Origin of the sequence: Herbiconiux liukaitaii (assembly GCF_041927495.1) — a bacterium.
Taxonomy (GTDB): domain Bacteria; phylum Actinomycetota; class Actinomycetes; order Actinomycetales; family Microbacteriaceae; genus Herbiconiux; species Herbiconiux liukaitaii.
The window spans coordinates 263,250-287,555 of sequence record NZ_JBHFHG010000003.1 but is presented as its reverse complement, the minus strand read 5'-3'; the positions used below and the strand labels follow the sequence as shown (position 1 = coordinate 287,555).

Annotated in this window: 24 protein-coding genes; 15 read left to right on the top strand and 9 right to left on the bottom strand. The window is 72.4% G+C overall.

Annotated features, from left to right (window positions below; translation table 11 throughout):
• Positions 1-27: 27 nt before the first annotated feature.
• Both rnc and mutM read left to right on the top strand, forming a co-directional pair.
• A complete protein-coding gene (gene rnc / locus ACEXQC_RS05715; RefSeq protein ID WP_374819383.1) occupies positions 28-735 on the top strand; it encodes a ribonuclease III in 708 nt (235 codons plus the stop codon).
• An 8-nt stretch (positions 736-743) separates the two neighbouring features.
• Positions 744-1,796, top strand: coding sequence for a bifunctional DNA-formamidopyrimidine glycosylase/DNA-(apurinic or apyrimidinic site) lyase (gene mutM, locus ACEXQC_RS05710; protein WP_374819382.1), 1,053 nt, complete (start codon positions 744-746; stop codon positions 1,794-1,796).
• Between the two features lie 58 nt (positions 1,797-1,854).
• Here mutM and ACEXQC_RS05705 read toward each other — a convergent pair whose 3' ends face one another.
• Positions 1,855-2,565, bottom strand: coding sequence for a YoaK family protein (locus ACEXQC_RS05705; RefSeq protein WP_374819381.1), 711 nt, complete (start codon positions 2,563-2,565; stop codon positions 1,855-1,857).
• A gap of 91 nt (positions 2,566-2,656) precedes the next feature.
• On the opposite strand from ACEXQC_RS05705, the gene ACEXQC_RS05700 reads away from it, so the two are divergent.
• The 5 genes from ACEXQC_RS05700 to ACEXQC_RS05680 all read left to right on the top strand — a co-directional run bounded on the left by ACEXQC_RS05700 (position 2,657) and on the right by ACEXQC_RS05680 (position 9,347).
• Positions 2,657-3,859, top strand: coding sequence for an acetamidase/formamidase family protein (locus ACEXQC_RS05700; protein ID WP_374819379.1), 1,203 nt, complete (start codon positions 2,657-2,659; stop codon positions 3,857-3,859).
• 10 nt (positions 3,860-3,869) lie between these two features.
• Entirely contained in the window at positions 3,870-5,753 is a 1,884-nt protein-coding gene (locus ACEXQC_RS05695; protein ID WP_374819377.1) for an AtzH-like domain-containing protein, read from the top strand.
• A gap of 104 nt (positions 5,754-5,857) precedes the next feature.
• Positions 5,858-7,099, top strand: coding sequence for a (S)-ureidoglycine--glyoxylate transaminase (pucG, locus tag ACEXQC_RS05690; RefSeq protein WP_374819375.1), 1,242 nt, complete (start codon positions 5,858-5,860; stop codon positions 7,097-7,099).
• Positions 7,096-8,499 carry an allantoate amidohydrolase gene (locus tag ACEXQC_RS05685; RefSeq protein WP_374819373.1) on the top strand — a complete coding sequence of 468 codons (1,404 nt, stop codon included), beginning with the start codon at positions 7,096-7,098 and terminating at the stop codon, positions 8,497-8,499. Before pucG ends, ACEXQC_RS05685 begins: the two co-directional genes overlap by 4 nt.
• On the top strand, positions 8,496-9,347 hold the full coding sequence (locus tag ACEXQC_RS05680) for a MurR/RpiR family transcriptional regulator (protein WP_374819371.1): 852 nt from the start codon (positions 8,496-8,498) through the stop codon (positions 9,345-9,347). Before ACEXQC_RS05685 ends, ACEXQC_RS05680 begins: the two co-directional genes overlap by 4 nt.
• A 289-nt stretch (positions 9,348-9,636) precedes the next feature.
• Here ACEXQC_RS05680 and ACEXQC_RS05675 read toward each other — a convergent pair whose 3' ends face one another.
• Positions 9,637-10,287 carry an NADPH-dependent F420 reductase gene (locus ACEXQC_RS05675; RefSeq protein WP_374819369.1) on the bottom strand — a complete coding sequence of 217 codons (651 nt, stop codon included), beginning with the start codon at positions 10,285-10,287 and terminating at the stop codon, positions 9,637-9,639.
• 205 nt (positions 10,288-10,492) lie between these two features.
• Entirely contained in the window at positions 10,493-11,329 is an 837-nt protein-coding gene (locus ACEXQC_RS05670; protein WP_374819368.1) for an NTP transferase domain-containing protein, read from the bottom strand.
• A 22-nt stretch (positions 11,330-11,351) separates the two neighbouring features.
• On the opposite strand from ACEXQC_RS05670, the gene uraD reads away from it, so the two are divergent.
• A complete protein-coding gene (uraD, locus tag ACEXQC_RS05665; protein ID WP_374819366.1) occupies positions 11,352-11,921 on the top strand; it encodes a 2-oxo-4-hydroxy-4-carboxy-5-ureidoimidazoline decarboxylase in 570 nt (189 codons plus the stop codon).
• Entirely contained in the window at positions 11,918-12,265 is a 348-nt protein-coding gene (gene uraH, locus ACEXQC_RS05660) for a hydroxyisourate hydrolase (protein WP_374819364.1), read from the top strand. The genes uraD and uraH overlap by 4 nt, the downstream gene beginning before the upstream one ends.
• Positions 12,266-12,268: 3 nt before the next feature.
• Here the strand turns inward: uraH and pucL are convergent, their stop codons facing one another.
• On the bottom strand, positions 12,269-13,192 hold the full coding sequence (gene pucL, locus ACEXQC_RS05655; protein ID WP_374819362.1) for a factor-independent urate hydroxylase: 924 nt from the start codon (positions 13,190-13,192) through the stop codon (positions 12,269-12,271).
• Positions 13,193-13,310: 118 nt separating this feature from the next.
• Positions 13,311-14,774: an allantoinase AllB gene (gene allB / locus ACEXQC_RS05650; protein WP_374819360.1), complete on the bottom strand. Its 1,464-nt coding sequence runs from the start codon at positions 14,772-14,774 to the stop codon at positions 13,311-13,313.
• A 75-nt stretch (positions 14,775-14,849) separates the two neighbouring features.
• Between allB and ACEXQC_RS05645 the strand changes: the two genes are divergently transcribed.
• The 6 genes from ACEXQC_RS05645 (at position 14,850) to ACEXQC_RS05620 (ending at position 20,211) form a co-directional block, all read left to right on the top strand.
• Entirely contained in the window at positions 14,850-15,872 is a 1,023-nt protein-coding gene (locus tag ACEXQC_RS05645; protein ID WP_374819358.1) for a methylenetetrahydrofolate reductase C-terminal domain-containing protein, read from the top strand.
• Positions 15,873-16,035: 163 nt separating this feature from the next.
• Positions 16,036-17,046, top strand: coding sequence for an intradiol ring-cleavage dioxygenase (locus ACEXQC_RS05640; RefSeq protein ID WP_374819356.1), 1,011 nt, complete (start codon positions 16,036-16,038; stop codon positions 17,044-17,046).
• 45 nt (positions 17,047-17,091) lie between these two features.
• A complete protein-coding gene (locus ACEXQC_RS05635; RefSeq protein ID WP_374819354.1) occupies positions 17,092-17,328 on the top strand; it encodes a twin-arginine translocase TatA/TatE family subunit in 237 nt (78 codons plus the stop codon).
• Positions 17,325-18,089 carry a twin-arginine translocase subunit TatC gene (gene tatC / locus ACEXQC_RS05630; RefSeq protein ID WP_374819352.1) on the top strand — a complete coding sequence of 255 codons (765 nt, stop codon included), beginning with the start codon at positions 17,325-17,327 and terminating at the stop codon, positions 18,087-18,089. The genes ACEXQC_RS05635 and tatC overlap by 4 nt, the downstream gene beginning before the upstream one ends.
• Positions 18,077-18,481, top strand: coding sequence for a twin-arginine translocase TatA/TatE family subunit (locus ACEXQC_RS05625; protein WP_374819350.1), 405 nt, complete (start codon positions 18,077-18,079; stop codon positions 18,479-18,481). The genes tatC and ACEXQC_RS05625 overlap by 13 nt, the downstream gene beginning before the upstream one ends.
• The gene (locus tag ACEXQC_RS05620) at positions 18,478-20,211 is read left to right on the top strand and encodes an alpha-keto acid decarboxylase family protein (RefSeq protein ID WP_374819348.1); all 1,734 of its coding nucleotides are present in this window, start codon (positions 18,478-18,480) and stop codon (positions 20,209-20,211) included. The genes ACEXQC_RS05625 and ACEXQC_RS05620 overlap by 4 nt, the downstream gene beginning before the upstream one ends.
• A 15-nt stretch (positions 20,212-20,226) precedes the next feature.
• Here the strand turns inward: ACEXQC_RS05620 and ACEXQC_RS05615 are convergent, their stop codons facing one another.
• From ACEXQC_RS05615 to ACEXQC_RS05600, 4 genes are all read right to left on the bottom strand, one after another.
• Positions 20,227-20,895: a pyridoxine/pyridoxamine 5'-phosphate oxidase gene (locus ACEXQC_RS05615; RefSeq protein WP_374819346.1), complete on the bottom strand. Its 669-nt coding sequence runs from the start codon at positions 20,893-20,895 to the stop codon at positions 20,227-20,229.
• Positions 20,892-21,668, bottom strand: coding sequence for a creatininase family protein (locus tag ACEXQC_RS05610; protein WP_374819345.1), 777 nt, complete (start codon positions 21,666-21,668; stop codon positions 20,892-20,894). Before ACEXQC_RS05610 ends, ACEXQC_RS05615 begins: the two co-directional genes overlap by 4 nt.
• Positions 21,665-23,005: an FAD-binding oxidoreductase gene (locus tag ACEXQC_RS05605; RefSeq protein ID WP_374819344.1), complete on the bottom strand. Its 1,341-nt coding sequence runs from the start codon at positions 23,003-23,005 to the stop codon at positions 21,665-21,667. The genes ACEXQC_RS05610 and ACEXQC_RS05605 overlap by 4 nt, the downstream gene beginning before the upstream one ends.
• A 67-nt stretch (positions 23,006-23,072) precedes the next feature.
• Entirely contained in the window at positions 23,073-24,248 is a 1,176-nt protein-coding gene (locus ACEXQC_RS05600; RefSeq protein WP_374819343.1) for a substrate-binding domain-containing protein, read from the bottom strand.
• Positions 24,249-24,306 lie beyond the last annotated feature (58 nt).

Sequence of the window (24,306 nt, the reverse complement as noted above, 5' to 3'; positions counted from 1 at the left end):
TCAGCTTTTCGCTGAGAGGTGCGATCCGTGTCTTCTGAAATCGGGGAGAACAGGTCGCACCTTTTGGCGAGCCTGCAGATATCCCTCGATCCCGAGCTGCTCGACTTGGCGCTGACCCACCGCTCGTACTCCTACGAGCACGGGGGCATCCCCACCAACGAGCGGCTCGAGTTCCTCGGCGACTCCATTCTCGGGCAGGCCGTCACGGTCATGCTCTACACGACGTTCACCGACCTCACCGAGGGGGAGCTCGCCAAGCGGCGCGCCTCGCTCGTGTCGACCGTCGCGCTCGCCGAGATCGCCCGCACCATCGAGCTGGGCCCGCACATCAAGCTCGGCCGCGGTGAGGAGCTCACCGGGGGGCGTGACAAGTCGTCCATCCTGGCCGACACCATGGAGGCGCTCATCGGCGCCACCTACCTCGACCAGGGCCAGGAGGTCGCGACCGCGCTCGTGCTGCGGCTCGTGGCACCGCTCGCGGCGGATCCTCGGCGGTTCGGGGTCTCGATGGATCCGAAGACGTCGCTGCAGGAGCGGGCGGGGCAGCTGGGCTTCGAGGCACCCGTCTACACGATCGCCGAGAGCGGGCCCGACCACCGCAAGTCGTTCGTGGCCACCGTCTCCGTCGCGGGGTCGAAGGCGCAGGCGCCCGTCTCCGCCACGGGTGAGGGCAGCAGCAAGAAGCAGGCCGAGTCGGTGGCGGCCGCCGCGGCGTTCGCGCTGCTCGGCGGGTAACGGCGCGGATGCCGGAACTGCCCGAGGTCGAGGTCGTGCGCGCGGGCCTCGAGACCGCGGTCACGGGGGCCGTGATCACGGCCGTGGAGGTGTTCGATCAGCGGTCGCTGAAGCGGCACAGCCCCCTGGAGGGGGCGTTCGATGCGCTGCTCGAGGGGCGCACGCTGCTGGGGGCGGCGCGGCGGGGCAAGTTCCTGTGGTTCCCGCTGTCCGGCGCCGGCGTCAGCGGTGATGACGCTGGTGGTGGGGCGCTCGGTGGCGCTGGTGGTGGGGCGCCCGGGGGCGCCGGTGGCGAGGCGTTTGGTGGCGGGGAGGTGCCGCGGGCGCTCGTGACGCATCTCGGGATGAGCGGGCAGGTGCTGCTGCGCACGCCAGGGGTAGCCGAGGAGGGGCTGCTGCGCATCCGGCTGCACATCGAGCACCCGGAGCACGGGGAGTTCTGGGTGAACTTCGTGGACCAGCGGATCTTCGGGTCGATGGCCGTGGACCGGCTGCTCCCGACTCCCGACGGGCGTCCCGGTGGCTACGTCGGCGCGGCATCGGCGGGGCTCGGGGAGGCGCTCGTGCCGTCGCAGGTGGCGCACATCGCGCGCGATCCGCTCGACCCCGCCTTCGACGAGGGGCGGTTCTTCGCCTCTCTCGCCCGCAAGCGCACGGGCATCAAGCGGGCGCTGCTCGATCAGACCCTCATCTCGGGGATCGGCAACATCTACGCCGACGAGTCGCTCTGGGCCGCCCGGCTGCACTACGACCACCCCGCCGACAAGCTCGCGCGGCCACGTGTGCGCGAGCTGCTGGCCGAGGTGCGGCTCGTGCTCGGCAAGGCACTCGCCGAGGGCGGCACGAGCTTCGACGCGCAGTACGTGAACGTGAACGGGGCCTCGGGCTACTTCTCGCACAGCCTCAACGTCTACGGGCAGCAGGGCAAGCCGTGCCCCCGGTGCGGCACAGCGATCGTGCGCGAGAGCTTCATGAACCGCGGATCGCACTTCTGCCCGCGCTGCCAGCGCCCCTTCCGGGCCCGCCGGAGCAGGACCCAGACGGCAGCGGTTCCGGGCTAGCAGGCCTCGCGCTAGCAGGCTTCGGGCTAGTCGGCTTCGGGCTAGGCGCTTCGGCGGGCTAGGCGGCTTCGGCGGGCGCCGGGTGCGCGTGCTTGACGTGGGCCCCGATGTGGCCGAGAAGAGCCGCGATGAGCGTGATGAGCGCCGCCGCGGCCACACCCCAGCCGATGTGCAGCACGAGCAGCAGCCCGCCCACGGCGGCTCCCGCCGCGATCAGCACGATGGCGGCCGCCCGGCGGAACCACGGCTGCCCCTTGCCGCCCGCGAGCCGCGAGTCGGCCGCGAAGCCCGTGATGGTGGAGGTGACCACCACGGTCGTCACATCCTTCACCGCGATGTGCCTGGCGGTGGCAGCCTGCACACCCATGGCCGTGGCGAGGAAGAACGTGAAGATGTACTCGTAGGGCTGCGGCGGCGCCCCGTCGGTGATGAAGAGCGCCATGGCGAGACCCGCGAGCACGATCCCGACCACGGTGAACAGCCACGAGGTGCGAGTCGTCCATCCGGCCTTGACGGGGCGCAGCACCCGTCCGCCGATCACGGCACCGAACATGAACGCGAACAGGGCGATGAGCGGCCCGAGCCAGGGCAGGTCGTCCGCACCCGCGAGCGCCATGCCCAGGATCACGACGTTGCCTGTCATGTTGCCCGCGAAGACCTTGTCGAGCCCGAGGTAGCCGACGGCGTCGACGACTCCCGTGGAGAACGTGAGGGCGAGCATGAGCGCGAGGTGCAGCTTCTCGCGATCGGATCGGAGTCTGGTGAGCAACGGGCGTCCTGTCGGTCGGGCGGGGTGGGGCCGGAGTTGAAAACGTAGCCCGAGCGCGAACGCAGGTGCAAACGGGCGATAGCCTCTCGTCATGTCTTCGTCTGCAGCACTGCAGCCCGGCACGGGCGAGATCCGAGCGAACGAGTACCTGGCCGCGAGCCTCGACAACCTGCTCTGGGGGAGGCTGCCGTGCGCCGCCGACCGCCCGGTGCTCGAGATCGACTCCGGCACCGAGGTGACGATCGACACCATCAGCCACGAGGGGGTGCTGGAGGATCAGGGGCGGGATCCGGCGGCGTTCTTCGCCTCGCATGGGGTGGATCGCGAGTTCGTGCTCGACGACGCCGTTGCGCTCGCCGCCTCGTCGTATCCGCGGCACGCCTCCGATGGGCCGCACGTGGTGACGGGGCCGATCGCCGTGCGGGGCGCGCGGCCGGGCGACCTGCTCAAGATGACGGTGCTCGAGACGACACCGCGTGTGCCGTACGGCGTGATCTCGAACCGGCACGGCAAGGGGGCGCTCGTGGGCGAGATGCCCGCCGGCTCGTCGAACGTGAGTGTGTTCACGGCCCTCGAGCACGGTGCCGACGGATCGGCGTTCGGGGCGTTGCCGCTCGTGCCGGGCGGGGCGCCGTCGGTGCGGTTCCCGCTGGCGCCGTTCCTCGGTGTCATGGGGGTGGCGGTGGCCGGTGACGCGCGGCCGCACTCGGTGCCGCCCGGATCGCACGGGGGCAACATCGACATCAAGCTGCTCACGGTGGGGTCGTCGCTGTATCTGCCGGTGCAGGTGCCCGGCGCGCTCGCCTATGTGGGGGATCCGCACTTCGCGCAGGGCGACGGCGAGGTGGCGCTCACGGCGCTCGAGGCCTCGCTGCGCGTGACGATCCGGTTCGAACTGCTCTCGCAGGCGGATGCGGTGGCCGAGTTCGGGGTGCTCGCCGGGCCGATGGCGGAGACGAGCGAGTTCCTCGTGCCGACGGGCCTCGACGAGGATCTCGACGTGGCCGTGCAGAACTGCGTGCGGGCGGCGCTGGGGCTGCTCGAGGCGCGGTGGGGGATGGATCGGGCGCTCGCCTACGCGTACCTGAGCGCGGCGACCGACTTCGACATCTCGCAGGTGGTCGACATCGTGAAGGGCGTGCACGCGAAAGTGCGCGTGGCCGACTTCGCGAATGTCCCCGCGGGCGCGGCCCGCACCCGCGGTGGCGGGCTGCCGGGCGGGCACGGCGGTGTGCGGGCGGACGGGCCCGGGCTCGGGAATGGGGGCGGCGGATTGGGGGCTGCTCGTGGGTAGGCATGCGGGGGTGCGCGTGGTGCGGCCCGAGGCGCTCGTGGCGGTCGACGGTGCCGGTCTCGAGCCGGCCGAGCTCGAGGCGCTGCTCGTGGCGTTCCACCGCTACGAGGCAGCGCTCATGGCCGACGACGTCGCGGTGCTCGACGATTCTTTCGCCCCGGGGCCCGAGACGCTGCGGGGGGATGCGCTGGGGCTGCTCGTGGGGCACGACCGCATCAGCGCGTTCCGGAGCGCGCGCGGGGGAATCGCCGCGCGCACCATCACGGAGGTGCGGGTGCGGGTGCTCTCGCCGACGGCCGCACTCGTGGTCTCGGTGAGCGCCTTCGCCGCGGGTGGCACGGGCCTGCAGACCCAGCTCTGGGAGCGCGTCGCGTCGACGACGTCCGACGACGTGGCGGCGGGGCGGTGGGTCATCACGGTGGCGCACGTCACGGGTGCCGCGCCCGCGCTCAACCGCGCCGTGTGGCGCGTGGTCGGCGCGCCGCTCGTCCCGGCCCTTCCCGACACCGGCGCCGGCTCAGCCGCGGAGCCGATGGAGCTGGCAGGTGGCGCATCCGCGGGGCCGGCGCGTGTCCTACCTAGCGGATCCGCGGGGCAGGTGGGGGTGGGTGGCGCATCCGCTCCTTCGCGGCCGGTGGGTGGCGGCGGGGTCGCGGGGGCGCGGGGGCTCGAGGGGATGACGGTGGCGGTGAAGGATCTGTTCGGGGTGGCGGGGTTCGCCATCGGGGCGGGCGTTCCCGCGTACCTCGCCGGGGCTGCCGTCGCCGAGGTCGACTCCGACGCCGTGCACGCGCTGCGGGCCGCCGGGGCCGCCGTGCAAGGGATCGCGCAGACCGACGAGTTCGCCTACAGCATCGCCGGGCGCAACGTGCACTACGGCACAGCGCCCAACGGGGCCGTTCCGGGGGCGATGCCCGGCGGTTCCTCGAGCGGGCCGGCCTCGGCCGTGGCGCTCGGGCAGGCCACGATCGGCTTGGGCACCGACACGGGCGGGTCGATCCGTGTTCCGGCGTCGTATCAGGGGCTGTGGGGCATCCGCACCACGCACGGAGCCGTGAGCACGCAGGGGCTGCTCAAGCTCGCGCCCTCGTTCGACACCGTCGGCTGGTTGACGCGCTCGCCGGAGGCCCTCCGCGCGGCAGCCGAGGCGAGCCTCCCGGAGGCCGCAGGGGTAACGGAGGCCGCAGGGGCCGCAGCGGCGTCAGGGGCCGCAGCGGCGTCAGGGGCCGCGGCGGCGTCAGGGGGCTCGGAGGCCTCGTCAGCGGAGGCGTCAGGGGACGCGGGGGCTTCGGTGGAGGGGACGCTGGCGCGGCGGTTCGCGGTGTCGCGGGACATCGTGGTGAGCTGCGAGCCGGCCGTGCAGAAGGCGTTCGTCTCGCTGCTGGCCGATCCGGTCGTCACGGCGGCGGGTGTGGAGGAGGTCGACCTGGGCGACCTGGATGCGGTGTTCACGGCGTTCCGCACCGTGCAGGGTGCCGAGGCCTGGCGTCAGCACGGCTCCTGGATCGAGGCGCACCCCGGTGAGCTCGGCCCCGACATCGCGGAGCGCTTCGAGGTGGCCGCCACGGTGACGGCGGAGGCCGAGGAGGCGGCCAGAGCCGTGCTCGCCGAGGCTCGCGCGCGGTTCGACCGTGTGCTGGAGGGGCGGATCCTGCTGCTGCCCTCCGCCTCCTCGCCGGCGCCGGCCGTGACCGCCTCGGCCGACGACATCCAGGCCGTGCGCGCGGCCACCCTGCGCATGACCTCCGTGGCGGGCGCGGGCGGCTACCCTGCCGTCTCGGCGCCGCTCCTGCACGTGCCGGAGCCCGTGGGCCTGTGCTTCGTGGGGCCCCGGGGCAGCGACCTCGCCCTCATCGACCTCGCCGCGGAGATCGCCGCAGAGCTCGCAGCCTGAGCCGAGGCCGAGCGGAAGCCGCGGCCGGGCCGCGGCGAAACACGGGTGAAACACACGTTTCGTACGATGGGAGTCGAGAAACAGAGTTTTCGAGGAGCCCCGTGATGCTGAGCCTGCCCATCGACCCGCCGCCGCGTCTCCTGATGGGCCCCGGCCCCATCAACGCCGATCCGCGGGTGCTCCGCGCCATGTCGGCGCAGCTCGTGGGGCAGTACGACCCCGCCATGACCGCCTACATGAACGAGACCATGGCGCTCTACCGCGAGGTCTTCCGCACCGAGAACGAGCAGACCCTGCTCATCGACGGCACCTCGCGCGCCGGCATCGAGGCCGCGATCCTCTCGCTCGTGGCCCCGGGCGACCGCGTGCTCGTGCCGGTCTTCGGCCGCTTCGGGCACCTGCTGCGCGAGATCGCCGAGCGCGCGGGCGCCGAGGTGCACGTGATCGAGCGCGAGTGGGGCACGGTCTTCACCGAGTCCGAGATCGAGCAGGCCATCGTGGCCACCAAGCCCAAGCTGCTCGCCGTGGTGCACGGCGACACGAGCACCACCGTGGCCCAGCCGCTCGAGGGCCTCGGCGCGCTGTGCGAGAAGCACGGCGTGCTGTTCTACACCGACGTCACGGCGAGCCTCGCCGGCAACACCTTCTCGGCCGACGAGCTCGGCCTCGACGCCGTGACCGCCGGCCTGCAGAAGTGCCTCGCGGGGCCCTCCGGATCCGCCCCCGCCACCTTCTCGCCCAAGGCCGTCGAGGTCATCAACAGCCGCAAGAGCATCGAGGCCGGCATCGCCTCGAGTGCCGACGAGATCGCCGACAGGCAGACCGCGCGCATCCGCTCGAACTACTTCGACCTCGCCATGATCTTCGACTACTGGGGCGCCAAGCGCCTCAACCACCACACCGAGGCCACCACCATGCTCTACGGCGCCCGCGAGTGCGCCCGCCTGCTGGTGGAGGAGGGGATCGAGAACGCCGTGGAGCGGCACCGGCTGCACGGCAGCGCCATGCTCGCCGGGGTCGGCGGTCTCGGCCTCGCGGTGTTCGGCGACCTCGAGCACAAGATGAACAACGTGGTGGCGGTCGAGATCCCCGAGGGGGTCGACGGCGATGCCGTGCGGAGCGAGATGCTCCTCGACTTCGGCATCGAGATCGGCACCTCGTTCGGGCCGCTGCACGGCAAGGTGTGGCGCATCGGCACGATGGGCTACAACGCGCGGAAGGATGCCGTGCTCACCACGCTCGCCTCGCTCGAGCAGGTGCTGCGCCGGCAGGGAGCGACGGTCACCGGGGGCGGCGGCGTGGGGGCCGCCTACGAGGTGTACCAGGATGCGGGGATGCAGGCGTGACGGCCGCAACGGCGCCCGGCCACCGCTCGACCGGTGATCCGGAGCCTGAGCTCCGCCCGGTCGCCGAGGCGACCGGCGCTGCCGCTCTGCTGGCCCGCTGCGAGGAGCTCGCCACGCACAGCTCGATGCCCGACGGCCTGATCGAGCGCGTCTACCTCTCCAAGGAGCACGCCGAGGTCAACGTCATCGCCGAGCAGTGGATGCAGGAGGCGGGCCTCCGCACCTGGCAGGATGCCGCCGGCAACCTCTGCGGCCGGCTCGAGGGCGCGGTCGACGGGCTCCCCGCGCTGCTGCTCGGCAGCCACCTCGACACGGTGCCGGCGGCGGGCAAGTACGACGGAATCCTCGGGGTGCTCACGGCGATCGCCGTGGTGCAGCGCATCCGCTCTTCGGGGCGGGCACTGCCGTTCGCGCTCGAGGTCGTGGCGTTCGCCGACGAGGAGGGCACCCGCTTCGGCCGCGCCCTGCTCGGCAGCCGGGCCTTCGCGGGCAGCTGGGACGAGGCGTGGTGGGCGCTCGAGGGCGAGGACGGCGTGAGCCTGCGCGACGCTTTCACCGCGTGGGGCCTCGATCCCGAGCGCGTCGGCGACGCCGCCAGACGACCCGACGAGTTCGTGGGCTACCTCGAGGCCCACATCGAGCAGGGTCCGTACCTCGAGGATGCCGACCGAGCCCTCGGCATCGTCTCCTCCATCGCGGGGGCGAGGCGCTTCCTCATCACCGTGACGGGCAAGGCCGGCCACTCCGGCACCCCCTACGAACGGCGACGCGACGCGTTGGCCGGGGCCGCGGATGCGATCCTCGCCATCGAGCGCATCGCGCGCTCGGCGCAGCTCATCGCCACGGTCGGGCACCTCGAGGTGTTCCCGGATGCGGTCAACGTCATCCCGGGCAAGGTGGAGTTCAGCCTCGACCTGCGCGGCGAGTACGACAGCGAGCGGGATCGCATCTGGACCGTCATCCAGGGCCTGCTCGGCGACATCTGCGGGCAGCGGCGGCTCTCCTGGTCGAGCGTCGAGACGCACTCCGCTCCGGCGGCCGTGTGCAGTGCGCGACTGCGGGAGGTGGTGGCGGAGGGCATCCGCTCCACCGGTGACGCGCGGCCGATGTCGCTGTTCTCGAAGGCGGGGCACGACGCCATGGCGATCGCCTCGATCACCGAGATCGGCATGCTCTTCGTGCGCTGCGAGGGCGGGGTGTCGCACCACCCGGAGGAGTTCGTGACCGAGGCCGACGTGGCCGCCACGATCGACGCGTTCGAGGCGGCGGTGCTGGCGCTGGCCGCGGGGATGGATGCGGATGCCGCTGCGGATGCGGATGCGGATGCGGATGCGGATTCGAGTCGGGGCGCGCTTCCGGATACGGGTCTCGGCGACGGATCGGGCGGGGGCGCGTCGTGACCGACACGGCGCCCATGAACATCGGGCAGCGCATCGACCGCAGCTACGGCGAGCTGTCGCCGCAGGAGCAGCGCGCGGCCGACTTCATCCTGGATCACCTGAGCGACCTCGCGGTGTACTCCGGCACCGAGCTCGCCCAGCGGAGCGGCGTCTCGAAGGCCACCGTGTCGAGGCTGTTCCGGCGGCTCGGCTTCGAGAACGCGCAGGAGGTGCGCGAGCACGCGCGCTCGCTGCGCTCCTCGGGGGCGCCCGTCGGGGGCGTGACGCCCGGAGCATCCGCCGACCTGTCGGCCCATCTCGTGCGCGAGGTCGAGAACCTGCGCCGCTGCCTCGACGCGCTGGGCCCGGAGCGGCTCGAGCAGGTGACGTCGCTGCTCGTGCGCTCGCGCACGGTCTCGGTGGTGGGGCTGCGGAACGGCTACGCGCTCGCGCTGCACCTGCGCGAGCAGCTCACGCAGGGTCGCGACGGCGTGCTGCTCGTGCCGCAGCCGGGGCAGACGATCGCGGAGGAGTTCGCCGAGCGGGATGCGCGCGACGTGGCCGTGGTGTTCGGGTTCCGGCGGCGGCCGGCGGGGTTCGCGCGCATGATTGCGGGGATCGCGGCCCGGGGGGTGCACGTTGTGCTCATCGGCGACGTCTCGGCCAGGAGGTACGCGGAGTTCGCGGCGGTGTGGGTGGAGTGCCCCATCGACAGCGTCTCACCGCTCGACAGCTACGCGAGCGCCATGAGCCTCATCAACGTGCTCGCGGCCAACGCGCTCGCGGCCCGCACGCGCGAGACCCGCACGCGCATCGCCACCATCACCACGCTCTACGACGCCCTGGGCGAGCTCGAGTCGACCCCCTGAGCGGAGCCGCTCCGATCCGAGCCGCACTGATCCGATCCGAGCCGCACTGATCCGCCCCGAGCCGCACTGATCCGCCTCGAGCCGCACTGATCTGCCTCGAGCCGCACTGCCCCGCTCGAGCCGCGCTGCTCCGCCCCTGAATCCGCGCTGCTCCGCCCCTGAATCCGCGCTGCTCCGCCCTCAATCCGCGCTGTTTTGCCCTCGAGCCGTGCCCGGCCGCCGCCGACCTCGGTGGGGCGGCGGGAGGGTCAGCGTCGGGTGCGGGCCCCGTTCAGCGATCGAGCTGGGGTCAGCGGGTGGCTTCGGCGAGCTTGGCGCGGGCCTCGGCGGCCGTCATGCGCACGCCGTAGGCGGGGCGGTCGCGCTCGGAGCGCCAGCTGTCGGCGAGCGATCCGGCGTCGACGGCCTCGAAGCCGAACTCCTCGATCAGCGCGGCCACCGTGGTCTTCGCGGCGGCGTCGTCTCCCGCGAGGGTCAGAGCGCGGCGGTCGGGGGTGCCGGCGGGCGATCCCGTGGTGGTGAGGTCGGCGGCGGTGATGTTGTTGAACGCCTTCACCACGTGCGACTCGGACAGGTGCGCCTGCAGCATGCCGCTCACGGTGGTCTCGCCCGCGTCGAGCTCGGGAATGCGGCCGTCGCGCTCCCAGTAGTAGTTGTTCGTGTCGATCACGGTCTTGCCGGCGAGCGGCTCGACGGGCACCTGCCGGTAGTTCTTGAGCGGCACGGTCACCACCACGAGGTCGCCGGCGGCGGCGGCCTCTGCCGAGGTGCCTGCGCTCGCCGAGGGGCCGAGCTCGTCGACGAGCTCCGCGAGGGTCTCGGGGCCGCGCGAGTTGCTCACGACCACGCGATAGCCGTGGGCCACCGCGAGGCGAGCGAGCTGGCCGCCGATGTTGCCGGCGCCGATGAATCCGATGGTGGTGAGTCCTGTGCTGGTCATGGGGGATCCAACCGGAGCCGCCCGCGAGCCCTTCCCGCTCGGAGCGGATACCCAGCCGCCGCCTCGCCCCGCCCAGCCCCGCGCTGCCCCGCCCAGCCCCGCCCTGCCCCGCGCCGTCCCGCCCCCCGGCGCGGCGTCGACCTCGGCGAGGACTGGTCGGCCCGCGCGGCCCGGTGACGGCCGCCCGCGCGCCGGTCGAGGACGCTCAGGCCGGGGGTGGGGTGTCTACGTCGTCGCCGCCGCCGAGGTCGGTGCAGTCGACGTGCTCGGCGCCGTGGGCCATGAGATAGGGGCGGGCACCGGTGTCGCCCGAGACGGCGGCGGCCAGCGCGTCGAGGTGGTCGACGCCCACGACCACCGGATGCCCGGGCCGCCCGCCATAGAACGCCTGGCGCAAGGTGGTGGGCCCGGCTCCCTCCACGAGCCGCCGCACCGCCGCCGCCTCGAGCCCAGGCAGGTCCACGAGCGTGATGACCACGGCGGAGGGCGCAAGAGCAGCGCCCCCGCCGCGGTAATCGCCCGCGATCACCGACCGGGCGGCACCGAGCCCGGCCCGCAGCGACGCCGCGATCCCCTCCTCCCACCCCTCAGCCACGACACAGACGACGCCCGCGGCCCCCGCGGCGGCGCTGCCCGCGGCTGCGGTGGAGGCCGCGGTGGTGACGCCCGCGGGTGGGGTGGGCGCGGCGGTGGTGAGTCCGGCGGGTGGGGTGGGCGCGGCGGTGGTGAGGCCTGCGGGTGGGGTGGAGGGCTCGGTGGTGAGGCCTGCGGGTGGGGTGGAGGGCTCGGCGGTGGTGCCTTCGGGTGCAGCGGGGAGGTCTGTGGGGGAGGCGGGTGCTTCGAGGAGGCGCTGGGCGGCTTCCGCCTCGGCGCCGAGCACCACGATCACGGTGATGCAGCCCCCCGCCGCCAGGGTGCGCACGCCGCGGAGCAGCCACGGCTCGCCATCCGCCGCCCGCACGAGCGCCTTCGGTCGGCCCATCCGCGTGCCCGCCCCCGCGGCCAGCAGAACACCCACGACGGGGGAGAGGGAGGGCGCCATGCCGCCATCGTAAGCTGGGCGCATGACGGATGCGGGCGACGTGCGGCAGGTGGGCGACGACGATCTTCGCGAGGCGCTGCGCTCGTGCCTCGGCGTGGAGCGCTTCGTCGACGAGGTGGCCGCCGCCGCACCCTTCGCCTCGAACGAGCAGCTGCTGGCCGTGGCCGACGGGGTCGCCGCGTCGCTCACGCCTGCCGAGGTGGAGGCGGCGCTCGCCCACCACCCGCGCATCGGCGAGCGGATGCAGGGCGAGGGTCGCGCGCAGGCGTTCAGCCGGTCGGAGCAGTCGGCCGCCGACTCCTCTGACGAGTCGCTCGCCGCGGCCATCGCCGACGGCAACCGTGCCTACGAGGCGCGATTCGACCGCGTCTTCCTCATCCGGGCCGCCGGTCGTGGCCGCGCCGAGATCCTGGCCGAGCTCACGCGTCGGCTCGAGCTCGACGACGTCACCGAGCTCGCCACGGTCGCCTCCGAGCTGCACGACATCACGATGCTCCGCCTCGCAGCGCTCTACCCGCCCACGCCCGGCACGCCACCCGGCTCTGCCGCATCCGCCGCCACGCCAGGCCCCACCCCAGAGGAGACGGCATGAGCGCCGCGCGCAGCCACGTCACCACCCACGTGCTCGACGCCACCATCGGCCGTCCGGCCGCCGGGGTGCCCGTCATCCTCGAGCACGACGAGGTCGGCAACTGGGTCATGATCGCTCATGCCGAGACCGACGCCGACGGCCGGGTGGAGCAGTTCGGCCCCACCGCGCTCGCGGCCGGCCGCTACCGCGTGACCTTCGACACCGCCACGTACTTCCACGAGCAGGAGGTGAAGGCGTTCTACCCCGAGGTGCACATCGTCTTCGAGCTCACCGACACCGCGGCGCACTACCACGTGCCGCTGCTGCTCAGCCCGTTCGCGTACTCCACCTACCGCGGCAGCTGACCCCTACGCGAAGCCGCCCGCGGCCTCCCACGCCGACCCCGCCGGGGGAGCGTCATCGCGCAGCACCGAGGCCTGGATGAGCCCGTACGGCTTGTCGGCCGCGAAGAACACCTCGTTCTCGTTCGTCTGCCCGAACGGCGACAGGTCGTAGAGGAAGTGGTGCTTGTTGGGCGCCGTCATGCGGATCTCGACGAGGAACGGGAACCGCTCGAGCACGGCCCGCCCCATCTCGTAGAGCGTCTGCTGCAGAGCGAGCGAGTGCAGCGTGGCGAAGACCTCCACCATCGTCTGCTTGATACCGAGGTACACGCCCTCCCAGTCGAACACGGCGATGTCGCCGACCACGGTCTCGTCGAAGCGCCACCTGGCCACGAGCGAGGTGGCCATGATGCGGTCGCTCGTGGGCTCGAGCACGGTGTACTCGTCTTCGAGGAAGTGGTGGAACTCGGATCCGGTGGTCTTCAAGAGCACCAGATCCTTGAACCCGCCGATCACCCAGGTGCGCTGCGACTCGCCGGTGCCCTCGACCGTGATGGCCGCCGTGCGCACCTCCTGGCCGCGGCGCACGAAGGTGAAGTCGTGCTCGGAGCCGTCGACCTGCACCCGGTCCCAGGCGAACTGCTCGATCTCGATGCGCGCGCCCGTGACGGGCTGCACGTCGTCGACGAAGTGCGTGGCGAGCTCGAGGCCGTAGCGCTCGATCGAGCTGAGCACCTTCTCCTTGGCGTAGGAGTACGCGGTCTGCTTCTGCGTGTCGGTGGGGAGCACGGCGCTCTGGTCGCCCACGAGGTGCGCGCCATCGAAGGCACCGCGGAGGGCCGTGGAGACGTTGATGTCGTAGATCTCGTGCCGCGGGCTGTCGCGGCAGACGCGCACGATGTGGTTCTCCGCTTTGCCGTACTGGTTCGGTCCGAGGACGATCGACATGGTTCCCTGCTCACTGCGCGGCGTGGGGCGCGCACTCCCAGTCTGACGGCGGTGTCAGGGTGAGAACGGCGGATGCGGTGCCCCGGCGCCGGAATTTACGCCCAATTTACGTGGGGGCTCAGCGGCTGGAACTCACCGCATCCGCATCGGGCTCGCGCTGCGGCCGCGTGAGCAGGTGCCCGGCGGGAGCCGTGGGGGCGTCGGCGCCCAACCGGTGCGCCACCTCGCCCGCGAGCCACGTGGTGTGCACGACCCCGTGGAGCGTGCGCTCGTCGTAGGCGGAGACCTTGTTGCGGTGCTCCAGGGCGTCGGCGTGCACGGTGAACGACTCCTCGGGGGCGAAGGCCACGAGGTCGGCGCGCGAGCCCACCGCGATGCCGCCGCGGTCGGTGAGCCCCACGAGCGCGGCCGTGGCCCCGCTCATCCAGCCCAGCACTCGCTCGAGCGCGATGCCGCGCTCGCGAGCGGCGGTCCAGACGGCGGGGAAGCTCAGCTGCAGGCCCGAGATGCCGCCCCAGGCCTCCTGGAACGAGCCGTCGCCGGCGAACTTGAGCTCGGCCGTGGAGGGCGAGTGGTCCGAGGCGATGAGGTCGATCGTGCCGTCGAGCAGCGCCTCCCACAGCAGGTCGCGGTTGCCCTCGTCGCGGATGGGCGGGCAGCACTTGAACTGCGTGGCGCCGGCCGGGATGTGCTCGGCGGCGAAGGCGAGGTAGTGCGGGCACGTCTCGACCGTGAGGGGAAGACCCTCGGCCTTGGCGGCGCGGATCTGGTCGAGGGCGCGTGCGCTCGAGAGGTGCAGGATGTGGGCGCGCGCGCCCGTGGCCCTGACGCCCGCGATGACGTGCGCGATCGCATCCTCCTCGGCGAGGTCGGGGCGGGAGGCCACGAACGCGAGGTAGTCGCGGGGGTCGTGCTCGTCGGTGGCGTGCGCGGTGGCGGGGCCGGCCGCGGGCGTCGGGGCTTCGGCGGAGCTCGAGGCGGGGGCCGGGGCCGAGCGCTCGAGCACGTCGGGATCCTCGGCGTGCACGATGAGGAGGCCGCCGAAGCCGGCGATCTCCTCGAGGGCGGCGCGCAGCTCGGAGCCGGAGAGGTGCGGGAACTCGTCGACGCCTGACGGCGAGAGGAAGGCCTTGAAGCCGAAGACGCCCGCGTTCCAGAGCTGTTCGAGGGTGCCGAGGTTGCTCGGCACAGCCCCGCCCCAGAAGCCCACGTCGACCGCCACCTGGGGGCCGGCGGCGGCCCGCTTGGCGTCGAGGCCCTCCACCGTGGTGGTGGGCGGGATGCTGTTGAGCGGCATGTCGACCAGGGTGGTGACCCCTCCGGCGGACGCAGCCCTCGTGGCGGTCGCGAAGCCCTCCCACTCGGTGCGGCCCGGCTCGTTGACGTGCACGTGCGTGTCGACGATGCCCGGCACGAGCACCTGCCCGGCCGGCAGGGTCACGACGGTGTTGCCCGGCACCTCCTCGTCGAGCTCGGCGAGGGCGGCCACGAGCCCGTCGCGCACGGCGACGACGGCGGGGCGCCATTCGCCATCGAGGAGCACGGAATCGGCACGGATGACGAGGTCGTAGGTGGTCGACATGCAGCGAGCCTAAACGACCTGCCGGGGTCACGGATCCGAAACGCGGCCGACACACGCCGTGGCTACCATGGCCGCATGAGCGCGCCGGCCGTCGCCTGCCCGAAGCACATGGTGCACGGGCCGTGCGGTGGCGTGGAGTTCGACGGGCGGTGCGAGGTGGGGGAGTTCGCGTGCGTCTTCCTCGGCACGCCGACGGTGCGGTGGGAGGGCTCTGCGGTCTCGAACGCGCCGGAGGCTACCGAGGGCGAGCGGATGCGCGGCCTGCTCGCCTCGCGGCAGATCGTGGTGGCCGACTTCCCGGCGCGGGCGCTCGACCGGCGCTCGCTCGAGGAGTGCGCCGTCGTGCTCGCCGGGCGGGTCGACGCCGTGCTCGCGGGCGATTCCGGGCCCAGCCGGGTGCAGCATCCGCCCGCCTACCGCGCCCACCTCCTGCGCTCCGCGGGGCTCGCCGTCTGGACAGGGCTCAACTGCCGCGACCGCAACCGCGTGGCCCTCGAGGGCGAGCTCGCCGGCCTCGCCGAGGCGGGCGCCTCGGCCGTGCACTGCGTGACGGGCGACCACACGCTCACGGGATCCCGGCCGGACGCCCTGCCGGTCTTCGACCTCGACTCCACCGAGCTCGCCGCGCTCGCGAGGCGCGCTGGACACCTCGTCTCGGTGGGGGAGTCGCCCTGCACGCCTCCCGTCGATCGCCGGGCGGCGCGGCTTGCCGAGAAGGTGCGGGCGGGCGCGGAGGTGTGCTTCGTCAACCACGCCGGAGGGGTGGAGCCGGTGGCCCGGTTCATCCGCGAAAGCCTGGCCGCGGGGGTGTCGCCGGCGTTCATCGCGTGCGTGCCGCTCGTGCTCGACCGCGGGAGCGCCGAGCTGCTGCGGTCGTTCACCACGCTCGTGCTGCCGGAGGGGTACCTCGACCGCATCCTCGACGCCGCAGACTCGCGGCAGGCCGGCATCGACGCGGCGACCGAGCTGAGCGAGCGACTGCTCGCGCTCGACGGTGTCGCTGGCGTGAACCTCTCGGGCGGCCCCGCCGACGGCGCGGAGGTCGCCTTCGCCGAGGGGGCGGGAGAGGTGGCAGACCGGCTCGGGCTGGGTCGGTAGAACCACCGGGGCTCCTCGGTGCCGGCGTCTGGGCTCCTCCGTGCGGGGTGACGGGGTCATAGAGGGCTCATAGGCACCTCATCGGAGCCTGCCTGGCAGGACGTTCACGCTGGGGTCATCCCATCGACGACCCGATGGCCACCGAGACCCCAGTGAGGACGCCATGAGCAGGATCCCCGAACCCCAGACCACCCCGGACGGCCCGGCCTACGAAGGCCGGCTGCTCGATCGCGCCGACGAGGAGGTGGTGGACCAGGGCGTCGCCTTCGACATCCGCACGCTCGTGAGCCGGCGCACCGTGCTGAGCGTGTTCGGCCTCGGCGTGGGGGCCGTGGCGCTCGCGGCCTGCACCAGCGGCACCTCCGCAGGCACCGGCACCGGCGCGACGGCGATGGCCACGGCGACCCCCGGCTCCGGCTCGACGGGCACCGCGACCGCGAGCGGCGAGATCCCCGATGAGACCGCCGGGCCCTACCCGGGCGACGGATCGAACGGCCCCGACGCGCTCGCGGATTCGGGCATCGTGCGCAGCGACATCCGCTCGTCGATCGGCGGAGGCACCACGGCCGCCGGAGTGCCCATGGCGCTCTCGCTCACGATCCTCGACCGGGCGAACGGTGACGCCCCCTTCCAGGACGTCGCCGTCTACGTCTGGCACTGCGATGCCGCCGGCGGGTACTCGATGTACTCCGACGGCATCGAGAACGAGACCTACCTGCGCGGTGTGCAGGTGGCCGACAGCAGCGGCACGGTGTCGTTCAGCTCGATCTACCCCGCGTGCTACACCGGCCGCTGGCCGCACATCCACTTCGAGGTGTACCCCTCGGTGGCCGACATCAGCGACTCGGCCAACGCCATCGCGACCTCGCAGGTGGCGCTGCCGCAGGAGACGAGCGAGACCGTCTACGCCCTCGCCGAGTACGACGGATCGAGTGCGAACCTCGCCCAGGTGAGCCTCGACTCCGACAACGTCTTCGGCGACGACGGCGGAGCCCTGCAGCTCGCGACCGTCACAGGAGACGCCACCTCGGGCTACCAGGTCTCCCTCACCGTGAGCGTCGACACCACGACCACCCCCACCGCGGGGGCGGCCCCCTCCGGCGGCAGTGGCGGTGGCGGCACCCCGCCCTCCGGCGGCGGCGGCACGCCCCCCGACGGCGCTCCCGGCCAGTAGCCCGCATCCCCCTCCGACCACACCTCAGAAAGCAGGCACCCTCCCATGGGAATGCTCCAGAACCTCACCGGATGGCACGCGCTCATCCTCCTCGCCGTCGTGCTCCTCTTCTTCGGCGCCGCCAAGCTCCCCGCCCTCGCGCGGAGCCTCGGCCAGTCCGCCAGGATCCTCAAGTCCGAGGCGAAGGACCCCGACGCCTCCGACCGGCAGGAGGAGACCGTCGACCCCGCCCATACCCACCCCGACCCCGCCCACCCCGCTGACGCTGCGAGAGCCGGATGACCATCGCCGACCACCTGCGCGAGGCCCGGCGGAGGCTCTTCAGGGTCGCCCTGGGTCTCGCGCTCGGCGTGGTGGTGGGCTACCTCGTCTCCGACCAGCTGCTCGAGCTGCTGCGCGCCCCGATCGAGGCGCTCGCCGAGAGCCGCACCGCGAGCCTCAACTACGACAGCGTGAGCGCCGCGTTCGAGCTCAAGCTGCGCATCGCGTTCGCCGCCGGCATCGTGCTCTCCAGCCCGGTGTGGCTCCACCAGCTCTTCGCCTTCCTGGTGCCCGCCCTCACCCGCCGGGAGCGCCGCTTCACGCTCGGCTTCCTCGCCGCGGCGGTGCCGCTCTTCGCGGCCGGATGCGTGGCCGGCTTCCTGATGTTCCCGCACGTGGTGGAGCTGCTCGCCGGCTTCGCACCGGAGGAGGACAGCACGGTGCTCGTGGCCTCGTACTACGTGGACTTCGTGCTGAAGCTCGTGCTCGCGGTGGGCGTGGCCTTCGTGCTGCCCGTCTTCGTGGTGCTGCTCAACCTCGCGGGAGTGCTGCCGGGATCTCGGGTGGTGGCGAGCTGGCGCATCGTCATCCTCGGCATCGTGCTCTTCAGCGCGCTCGCCACACCGGCCGCCGACGTGGCCTCGATGTTCCTGCTCGCCCTCCCCATGACGCTGCTCTTCGCCGCAGCAGCCCTGATCGCCGTGCTGCACGACCGTGCAGTCGCCCGACGCTCCGCCGCCGTGGGGCGTCTCGAAGAGAGGAGGATCCTGTGTTCGGCCTGACTGCCGAGAAGCTCGTCGTGATCGCCGTGCTGGCGGCGTTCCTGATCGGCCCCGAGCGGCTGCCGCACTACGCGGAGAAGCTGCGCGACCTCGTGAGGGCGGTGCGCGGCTTCACCGAGTCGGCCAAGGCACGCGTGGCGGAGGAGGTGGGCCCCGAGTTCGACGATGTCGACTGGAAGAAGCTCGATCCGAGGCAGTACGACCCCCGCCAGATCGTGCGCGACGCCCTCAGCGACGATCCCTCCTCCGCATCCGACTCCGCCTCTGTCGTCGCAGGGGCGAAGGCACCCGCTCGGGAGGCCGGCTGGCAGCAGGCCGTGCTCGCCCGCACAGGCGGCGCGGGCGGCAAGGGGAGCGCCGGCGGGGGAGGGTCTGGGATGCTGGGGGGATGAGCGACCAGACTCCCGTGACCACCGTCACCGTCGGCCAGTACCTCGCCACCCGCCTCGTGCAGCTCGGCGCCGATCACGTCTTCGGACTGCCCGGCGACTTCAACCTCAGTCTTCTCGATCAGATGACGACGGTCGAGGGCTTCACCTGGGTCGGCTCCACCAACGAGCTCAACGCGGCCTACGCCGCCGACGGCTACGCGAGGCTCCGCCGCGGCATCGGCGCCCTCGTCACCACCTTCGGCGTGGGCGAGCTCTCGGCCATCAACGGGGTGGCGGGCAGCTTCTCCGAAGACGTGCCCGTGGTGCAGATCACCGGCATGCCCTCCACTGCCGCCAAGGCCGCGGGCCTGCACCTGCACCACACCCTCATCGACGGCGACTACGAGCACTTCTACCGCGCCTACCGCGAGGTCACCGCCTCGGCCACGATCGTGCGCACCGCCACCGCCACCCGGGACATCGACGCCGCCCTCATGACGGCCCTCCGCGAGTCGAAGCCCGTGTACCTCGGCATCCCCGCCGACGTGGCGATCGCCCCCGTGCACGCCGCCAACCTGCGCACCGCCCTCTCCCCGGCCCGTTCCGACGCGGGCGAGCTCGCCCGGTTCGCCACGACGCTCGCCGAGGTGGTGGCGGCCGAACCGCAGGTGACGTTGCTCGTGGGCCCCCAGGTGCACCGCCGCTCGCTCGAACCGCTCGTGCGCGAGATCGCCGACCACGACGGGGTGTACGTCGCCTCGCAGAACATGTCGAAGGCCGTGCTCGACGAATCGCACCCCGCCTCCCTCGGCACCTACATGGGCGCGTTCACCCGCATCGACGAGGCGCGCGCCGCCGTCGACGACGCCCCCCTACTCGTGCTCGCCGGCACCGTGATGAGCGACTTCCTCACGGGCTTCTTCACCCAGCGCTTCGACGAGGAGAGAGCGGTCGAGCTCGGCCTCACCTCGGCCCGCATCGCCGACACGACGTTCTACGGCGTGCGGCTCGAGGACTCGCTGCGGGTGCTGCACGAGGTGCTCGGCAGCACAGCGGATGCGAACCCTGCGGGTTCGGGCCGTGCCCCCGTGCGGCCCGTCGGACACCCCGACCTCGCGAGTGCCGCCGCACCGACCCCGGGCAAGGCGCTCGGCCAGGAGTACTTCTGGGCCGCCGTGCAGGACTGGCTCGAGCCGGGCACCACCGTGATCGCCGACGCCGGCACCTCCTTCTACGGCGCCCTCGACCTCGTGCTGCCCGATGACTCGGCGCTGCTCGGCCAGCCCGTGTGGTCGTCGATCGGCTACACCGTGCCCGCCACCCTCGGCGCGTGCGTGGCGGCGCCCTCGCACCGCGCTGTGCTCTTCGTGGGCGACGGAGCGGCGCAGCTCACCGTGCAGGAGCTCTCGACCGTGCTGCATCGCGGCTACACCCCGGTGATGTTCCTGCTCAACAACGACGGCTACACCGTGGAGCGCCGGATCCAGAGCCCCGAGGCGGTCTACCAGGACATCGCGCCCTGGGACTGGACCCTCATCCCCGCGGCCTTCGGGGCGGGCGACCGGGTGCTGACCGCCAAGGTCTCCACCGAGGACGAGCTGCTCGACGCCCTGGCGCTGGCCCGCTCGGCCACCGACAAGGCCGTGCTCATCGAGGTGGTGCTGCCGGCGATGGACTCGCCGCGACTCCTCACGGTGCTCACCGAGGCGATAGCGGCCGCGGCAGCCGCGGCCGCCGCCGCAAAGGCCTAGAAGGGCGGGAGCAGCTCAACCCGCCAGGGTGCTGCTGCTCCAGGCAGCGCCGAGCGACTCCCGCCGGAACTCGGTGCGGATGCCGGCCGTCTCGGGCCGCCCCTCCCAGAACGTCAGTCGCACGGGCTGCACCACGAACCCCATCCACGTGCTCGGCGCCTCCAGGCCGCCTGAGGGGTGCGCCGCGTCAAAGGCGGCCCAGCTCGCGAGCCGCTCCTCGAGCGGCAGCGCCGCGAACTCGTCGGTGTTGAGCCAGGCGAGCAGCTGCAGGTAGCGGGAGCGGCGCGCGTACGCGGCCCGCTCCTCGTCGGCCGGTGCCTGCGCCACCACTCCTTGCACCACGAGCTGCCGCCCCGGCCACACGAGTGTGAGCGAGGCCCGCGGCGTCGTGGCGAGGTCGCCCACCTTGCGCGAGCGCGAGTCGGTGTGCAGGTAGAAGCCGCGCTCGTCGAACTCGCTGAGCAGCACGGTGCGCGCATCCGGGAACCCATCGGGAGCCACCGTGCCGAGTGTCATGAGCGGTCTGGCCGGATCGTCGTTCGCGGGCAGCCAGTCGGTGAGGAGGGCGAATGGATCGGCGGGCAGCTCGGCGGCCTCGGCGAGGCCCGACGGGCTGAGGGTCACCGGATGCGGAGCGCCCGCACCGGGCAGCACCCCGGCCGCGCCGCTGACGACCCCGCTCACGCCGACCCTCCCGCGGCGTCGAAGCGTGCGACCTCCGCGAAGGCCGCCACCGCCTCGGCCACCGACAGGTCGAACAGCTCGCGGCCGTACTCGGCGCTCGCGCCGGTGGGGTCGCCGAGCGTGCCGTTGGTGCCGAAGTCGTTCGAGAGCCAGCCGAAGGTCACGCGCTTCTTGAAGCCGATGTGCTCGTAGCCGTCGAGGTGCTCCGGCACGCTGCGCTCGGCGAGCGAGAGATCCACGAGGTCGGGCCGCAGGTGCAGCACGAGCGAGGTCTCGGCGTGGCCGGCGTGGATGCCGAGACCGAGCTCCTCGGGGCCGTCGTGGGCCCCTGCGGGCACGGTGGCCCCCATGAGGAAGGTCTGCAGCCCGAAGCGCCGCCGCAGTTCGCGGCTGGCCACCTGCAGCAGGGCGAGGTTGCCGCCGTGCCCGTTGAAGAACACGAGCTTCGTGGCCCCCGTCGCCGCGATCGCCGAGCCGAGCTCCACGATGGTGCGCATGAGGGTGTCCCAGCTGATCCACATCGTGCCGGCCGCCCAGTGGTGCTCATCCGACTTGGTGTAGGCGATCGTGGGCAGGATCCAGATGTCGAGACCCGCGGTGGCGGCCGCCTCGACGGAGGCGTTGGCCACGCTGTCGGCGATGAGGTGGTCGGTCATGAGCGGCAGGTGCGGCCCGTGGTGCTCGATGGCGCCGAGGGGCAGCACCACGATCGAGTCGGCCGAGAGCGCGAGGCCGGCCGCGGTGCCCGAGAGCTCGGCGAGCTTGCGGCTCATACGGGCTTCACCCCGGTGGGCACCGGGGGCACGGTCTCGCGCGCCGGCAGCTTGCCCGGGTTGAGCAGCCCCTCGGGGTCGGTCTGCGCGGCGAGCGAGCGGGTGCGCTCGACCTCGTGGTCCACGAACCACTGGTGCGGGCTGTGGTAGCCCACGCCGATGGCCTCGAGCCGTTCGTAGCCGAGGTACACGGCCTCGGGGCTCACGTAGGGGGCGGCGAGCATGCCGATGGGGTGGTCGCGCTGGGCCTCGATGTGCAGCATCGCGCCGGGGTACACCTGGTGCACCTCGTCGAGGCGCTCCACGAGGGCGGCGCCGGAGACCTCCACGTGGAAGTACGGCTCGTCGCTCGACTTCTGCAGCCACTCGATGGGGTGGTTGTACGAGAGCATCGAGATCTTCACGGTGGCCTGCGGCCCCTCGCGCAGCTCCTCCACGGTGCCGCCCGCGCCCTCCACGAGCACGGTGGCGGCCTCGAGGGTGGAGCGGTCGAGGATCCCGCGGAGCGACGCGCGCCCCTTGGGGATGGCGGGGTCGTCGGGCAGGGCATCGGCGATGGTCGGCAGGTCGGCCGACACGAGCCGCGGTGTGGGCTCGAGCCAGCCGATCTGGCGGATGACTCCGGTCGCCTGCTCGAAGGTGGGGAAGCTCGCGTAGAAGCCCACCCAGTCCTGCATGGGCTCGAGGGCGATCGTGGCGCGCGCGATGATGCCCGCCGTGCCGTAGGTGTGCACGTACGGCTGCGCAGCATCCCCCTCCACGTGCACGAGCTCGGCCGTGGGCGAGGCGTGCACCACATCGAGCGCCTTCACGTAGTCGCCGCTCATGTTCGAGCCGTGCCTGATGGAGCCGGTGCCTCCCGATCCGCCCGAGAGGAACCCGCCGAGCGAGGACTGCGCCGTGGAGGGGTACATGAGGATCTGCTGACCGGCGTCGCGCGCGGCCTGCTCGATGATGACCATGGGGGTGCCGGCCTCGGCCGTGAGCCAGCCGTCACCGACCTCCACCACGGCCCTGGCCTTCGACATGTCGAGCACCAGCCCGCCCTCGAGCGGGATGGCCTGGCCGTAGTTGCCGGTGCCCTTGCCCCTCGGGGTGATCCCCACGCCGTGGCGCACGGCCGCGGCGACCGTCTCGGCGATCTGCTCCGCGCTGGCGGGGAAGGCGACGAGGTCGGCGAGCCCGAGGGGCAGCTGCTCGGCGAGGATGGGTGACATCCTGGCCCCGTCGACCGACGCCTTCTCGCGCCCGCGCAGCTCGGTGGTGACCCCCCGGGGGCCGAGGAGCCCGGTGAGCTCCTCGGCCAGGGCGATGATCTGTTCGGGTGAAGCGGTCATGCGTGGATCCTTCGGTTCCGATGCGGTGCGGCGACCGCTGGTTCTGGTGCTGGTGCTGCGGATGCTGCTACTCGAGGCCGATCGAGGTGTCGATGAACTCGTTCGTGTAGATGTCCTCCGCGGTGAGTCCCTCGGCGGGTGCGGTGCCGAGATCCTCGAAGACCGGCACGATCTTGTCGAACAGCTCGGCCACACGGGCGTCCTCGAAGTCGCCGATGGTGTCGTTCGGGCCGTTGCCCACGATCCCCTCGTCGATCATGGTCTTCACCGAGTAGTCGGCGACGCCCTGCGAGTAGACCCATCCGGTGTCGAACTGCTCGACCAGGTCGAGGATGAGCGAGTTCGTGGTGGCGGGGTCGGCGAAGTAGTCGACCTCGGCCTGCTGCAGCACGGGCACGAGGGCCGCGAGGCACTCGCTGTTCGCCTCGAGGTCATCGGTGCGCACGGCCATCGACGACATGTAGAAGGGGTAGCCCGTGTCGTTGATGAGCTGGTAGGCCACCGGCTTCTCCCACTCGGTCACCTCGTTCTCGTAGATGTAGGGCTCGGCGGAGGCGAAGCCCTGCTGGGCGTCCTTGCCGCCCGAGGCCACGAAGCTCGCGGGGGTGCCGTCGTAGGATCCGTCGGCCTGCTCGGTCGGCACGATGCCGGCCGAGAGGAGGTACTCCATGTACGCCGACCCGCCGAAGTAGCGGATCACGGCGCCACCGGCCACGATGTCCTCCACCGTCTCGGCCTCGGGGTAGGTCTCCGGGTCCCACATGATCATGAGCGGGCTGATGTCGAGGGGCGCGAACACCGAGGTGGTGGGCATGTCGGCCGAGAGCTGCACCGACTCGTCGGTGGAGACGTAGCCGAGCATGATGTCGGGGTCGGTGTACATCTGGCTCGAGACCGTCTGGAAGCCGATGGCGGGGCCGCCGGAGCGGATCTCGACGTCGACGCCGGTGTACTCGCCCGAGGCCATGAGGGGGCCGGAGACGAGCTTGTTGTCGGCGTCGATCGTGTAGTCCTCGCCGAGCATCTGGTAGAGGTGGCCGTGCTCGGCCTCGGGGTTCCAGTCGGTCTGGATGACGACCGTGGCGGGGCAGCCGGCCGCGGCCAGGTCGATGGAACCGACCTCGAGGTCGGCGGAGGCGGTGGACTCTGTGGCTCCTGAGCCGGTGCTGCAGGCGCTCAGGGCGACGGCGGTGGTGGCCACGAGGCCTGCGGCCAGGACGAGCCGGGTGCGGGATGTGCGCATGTCTACTCCTTGGGGAGGGGTGAGGTGGTGCAGGGATGCGGTGCGGGTGCTGTGGTGC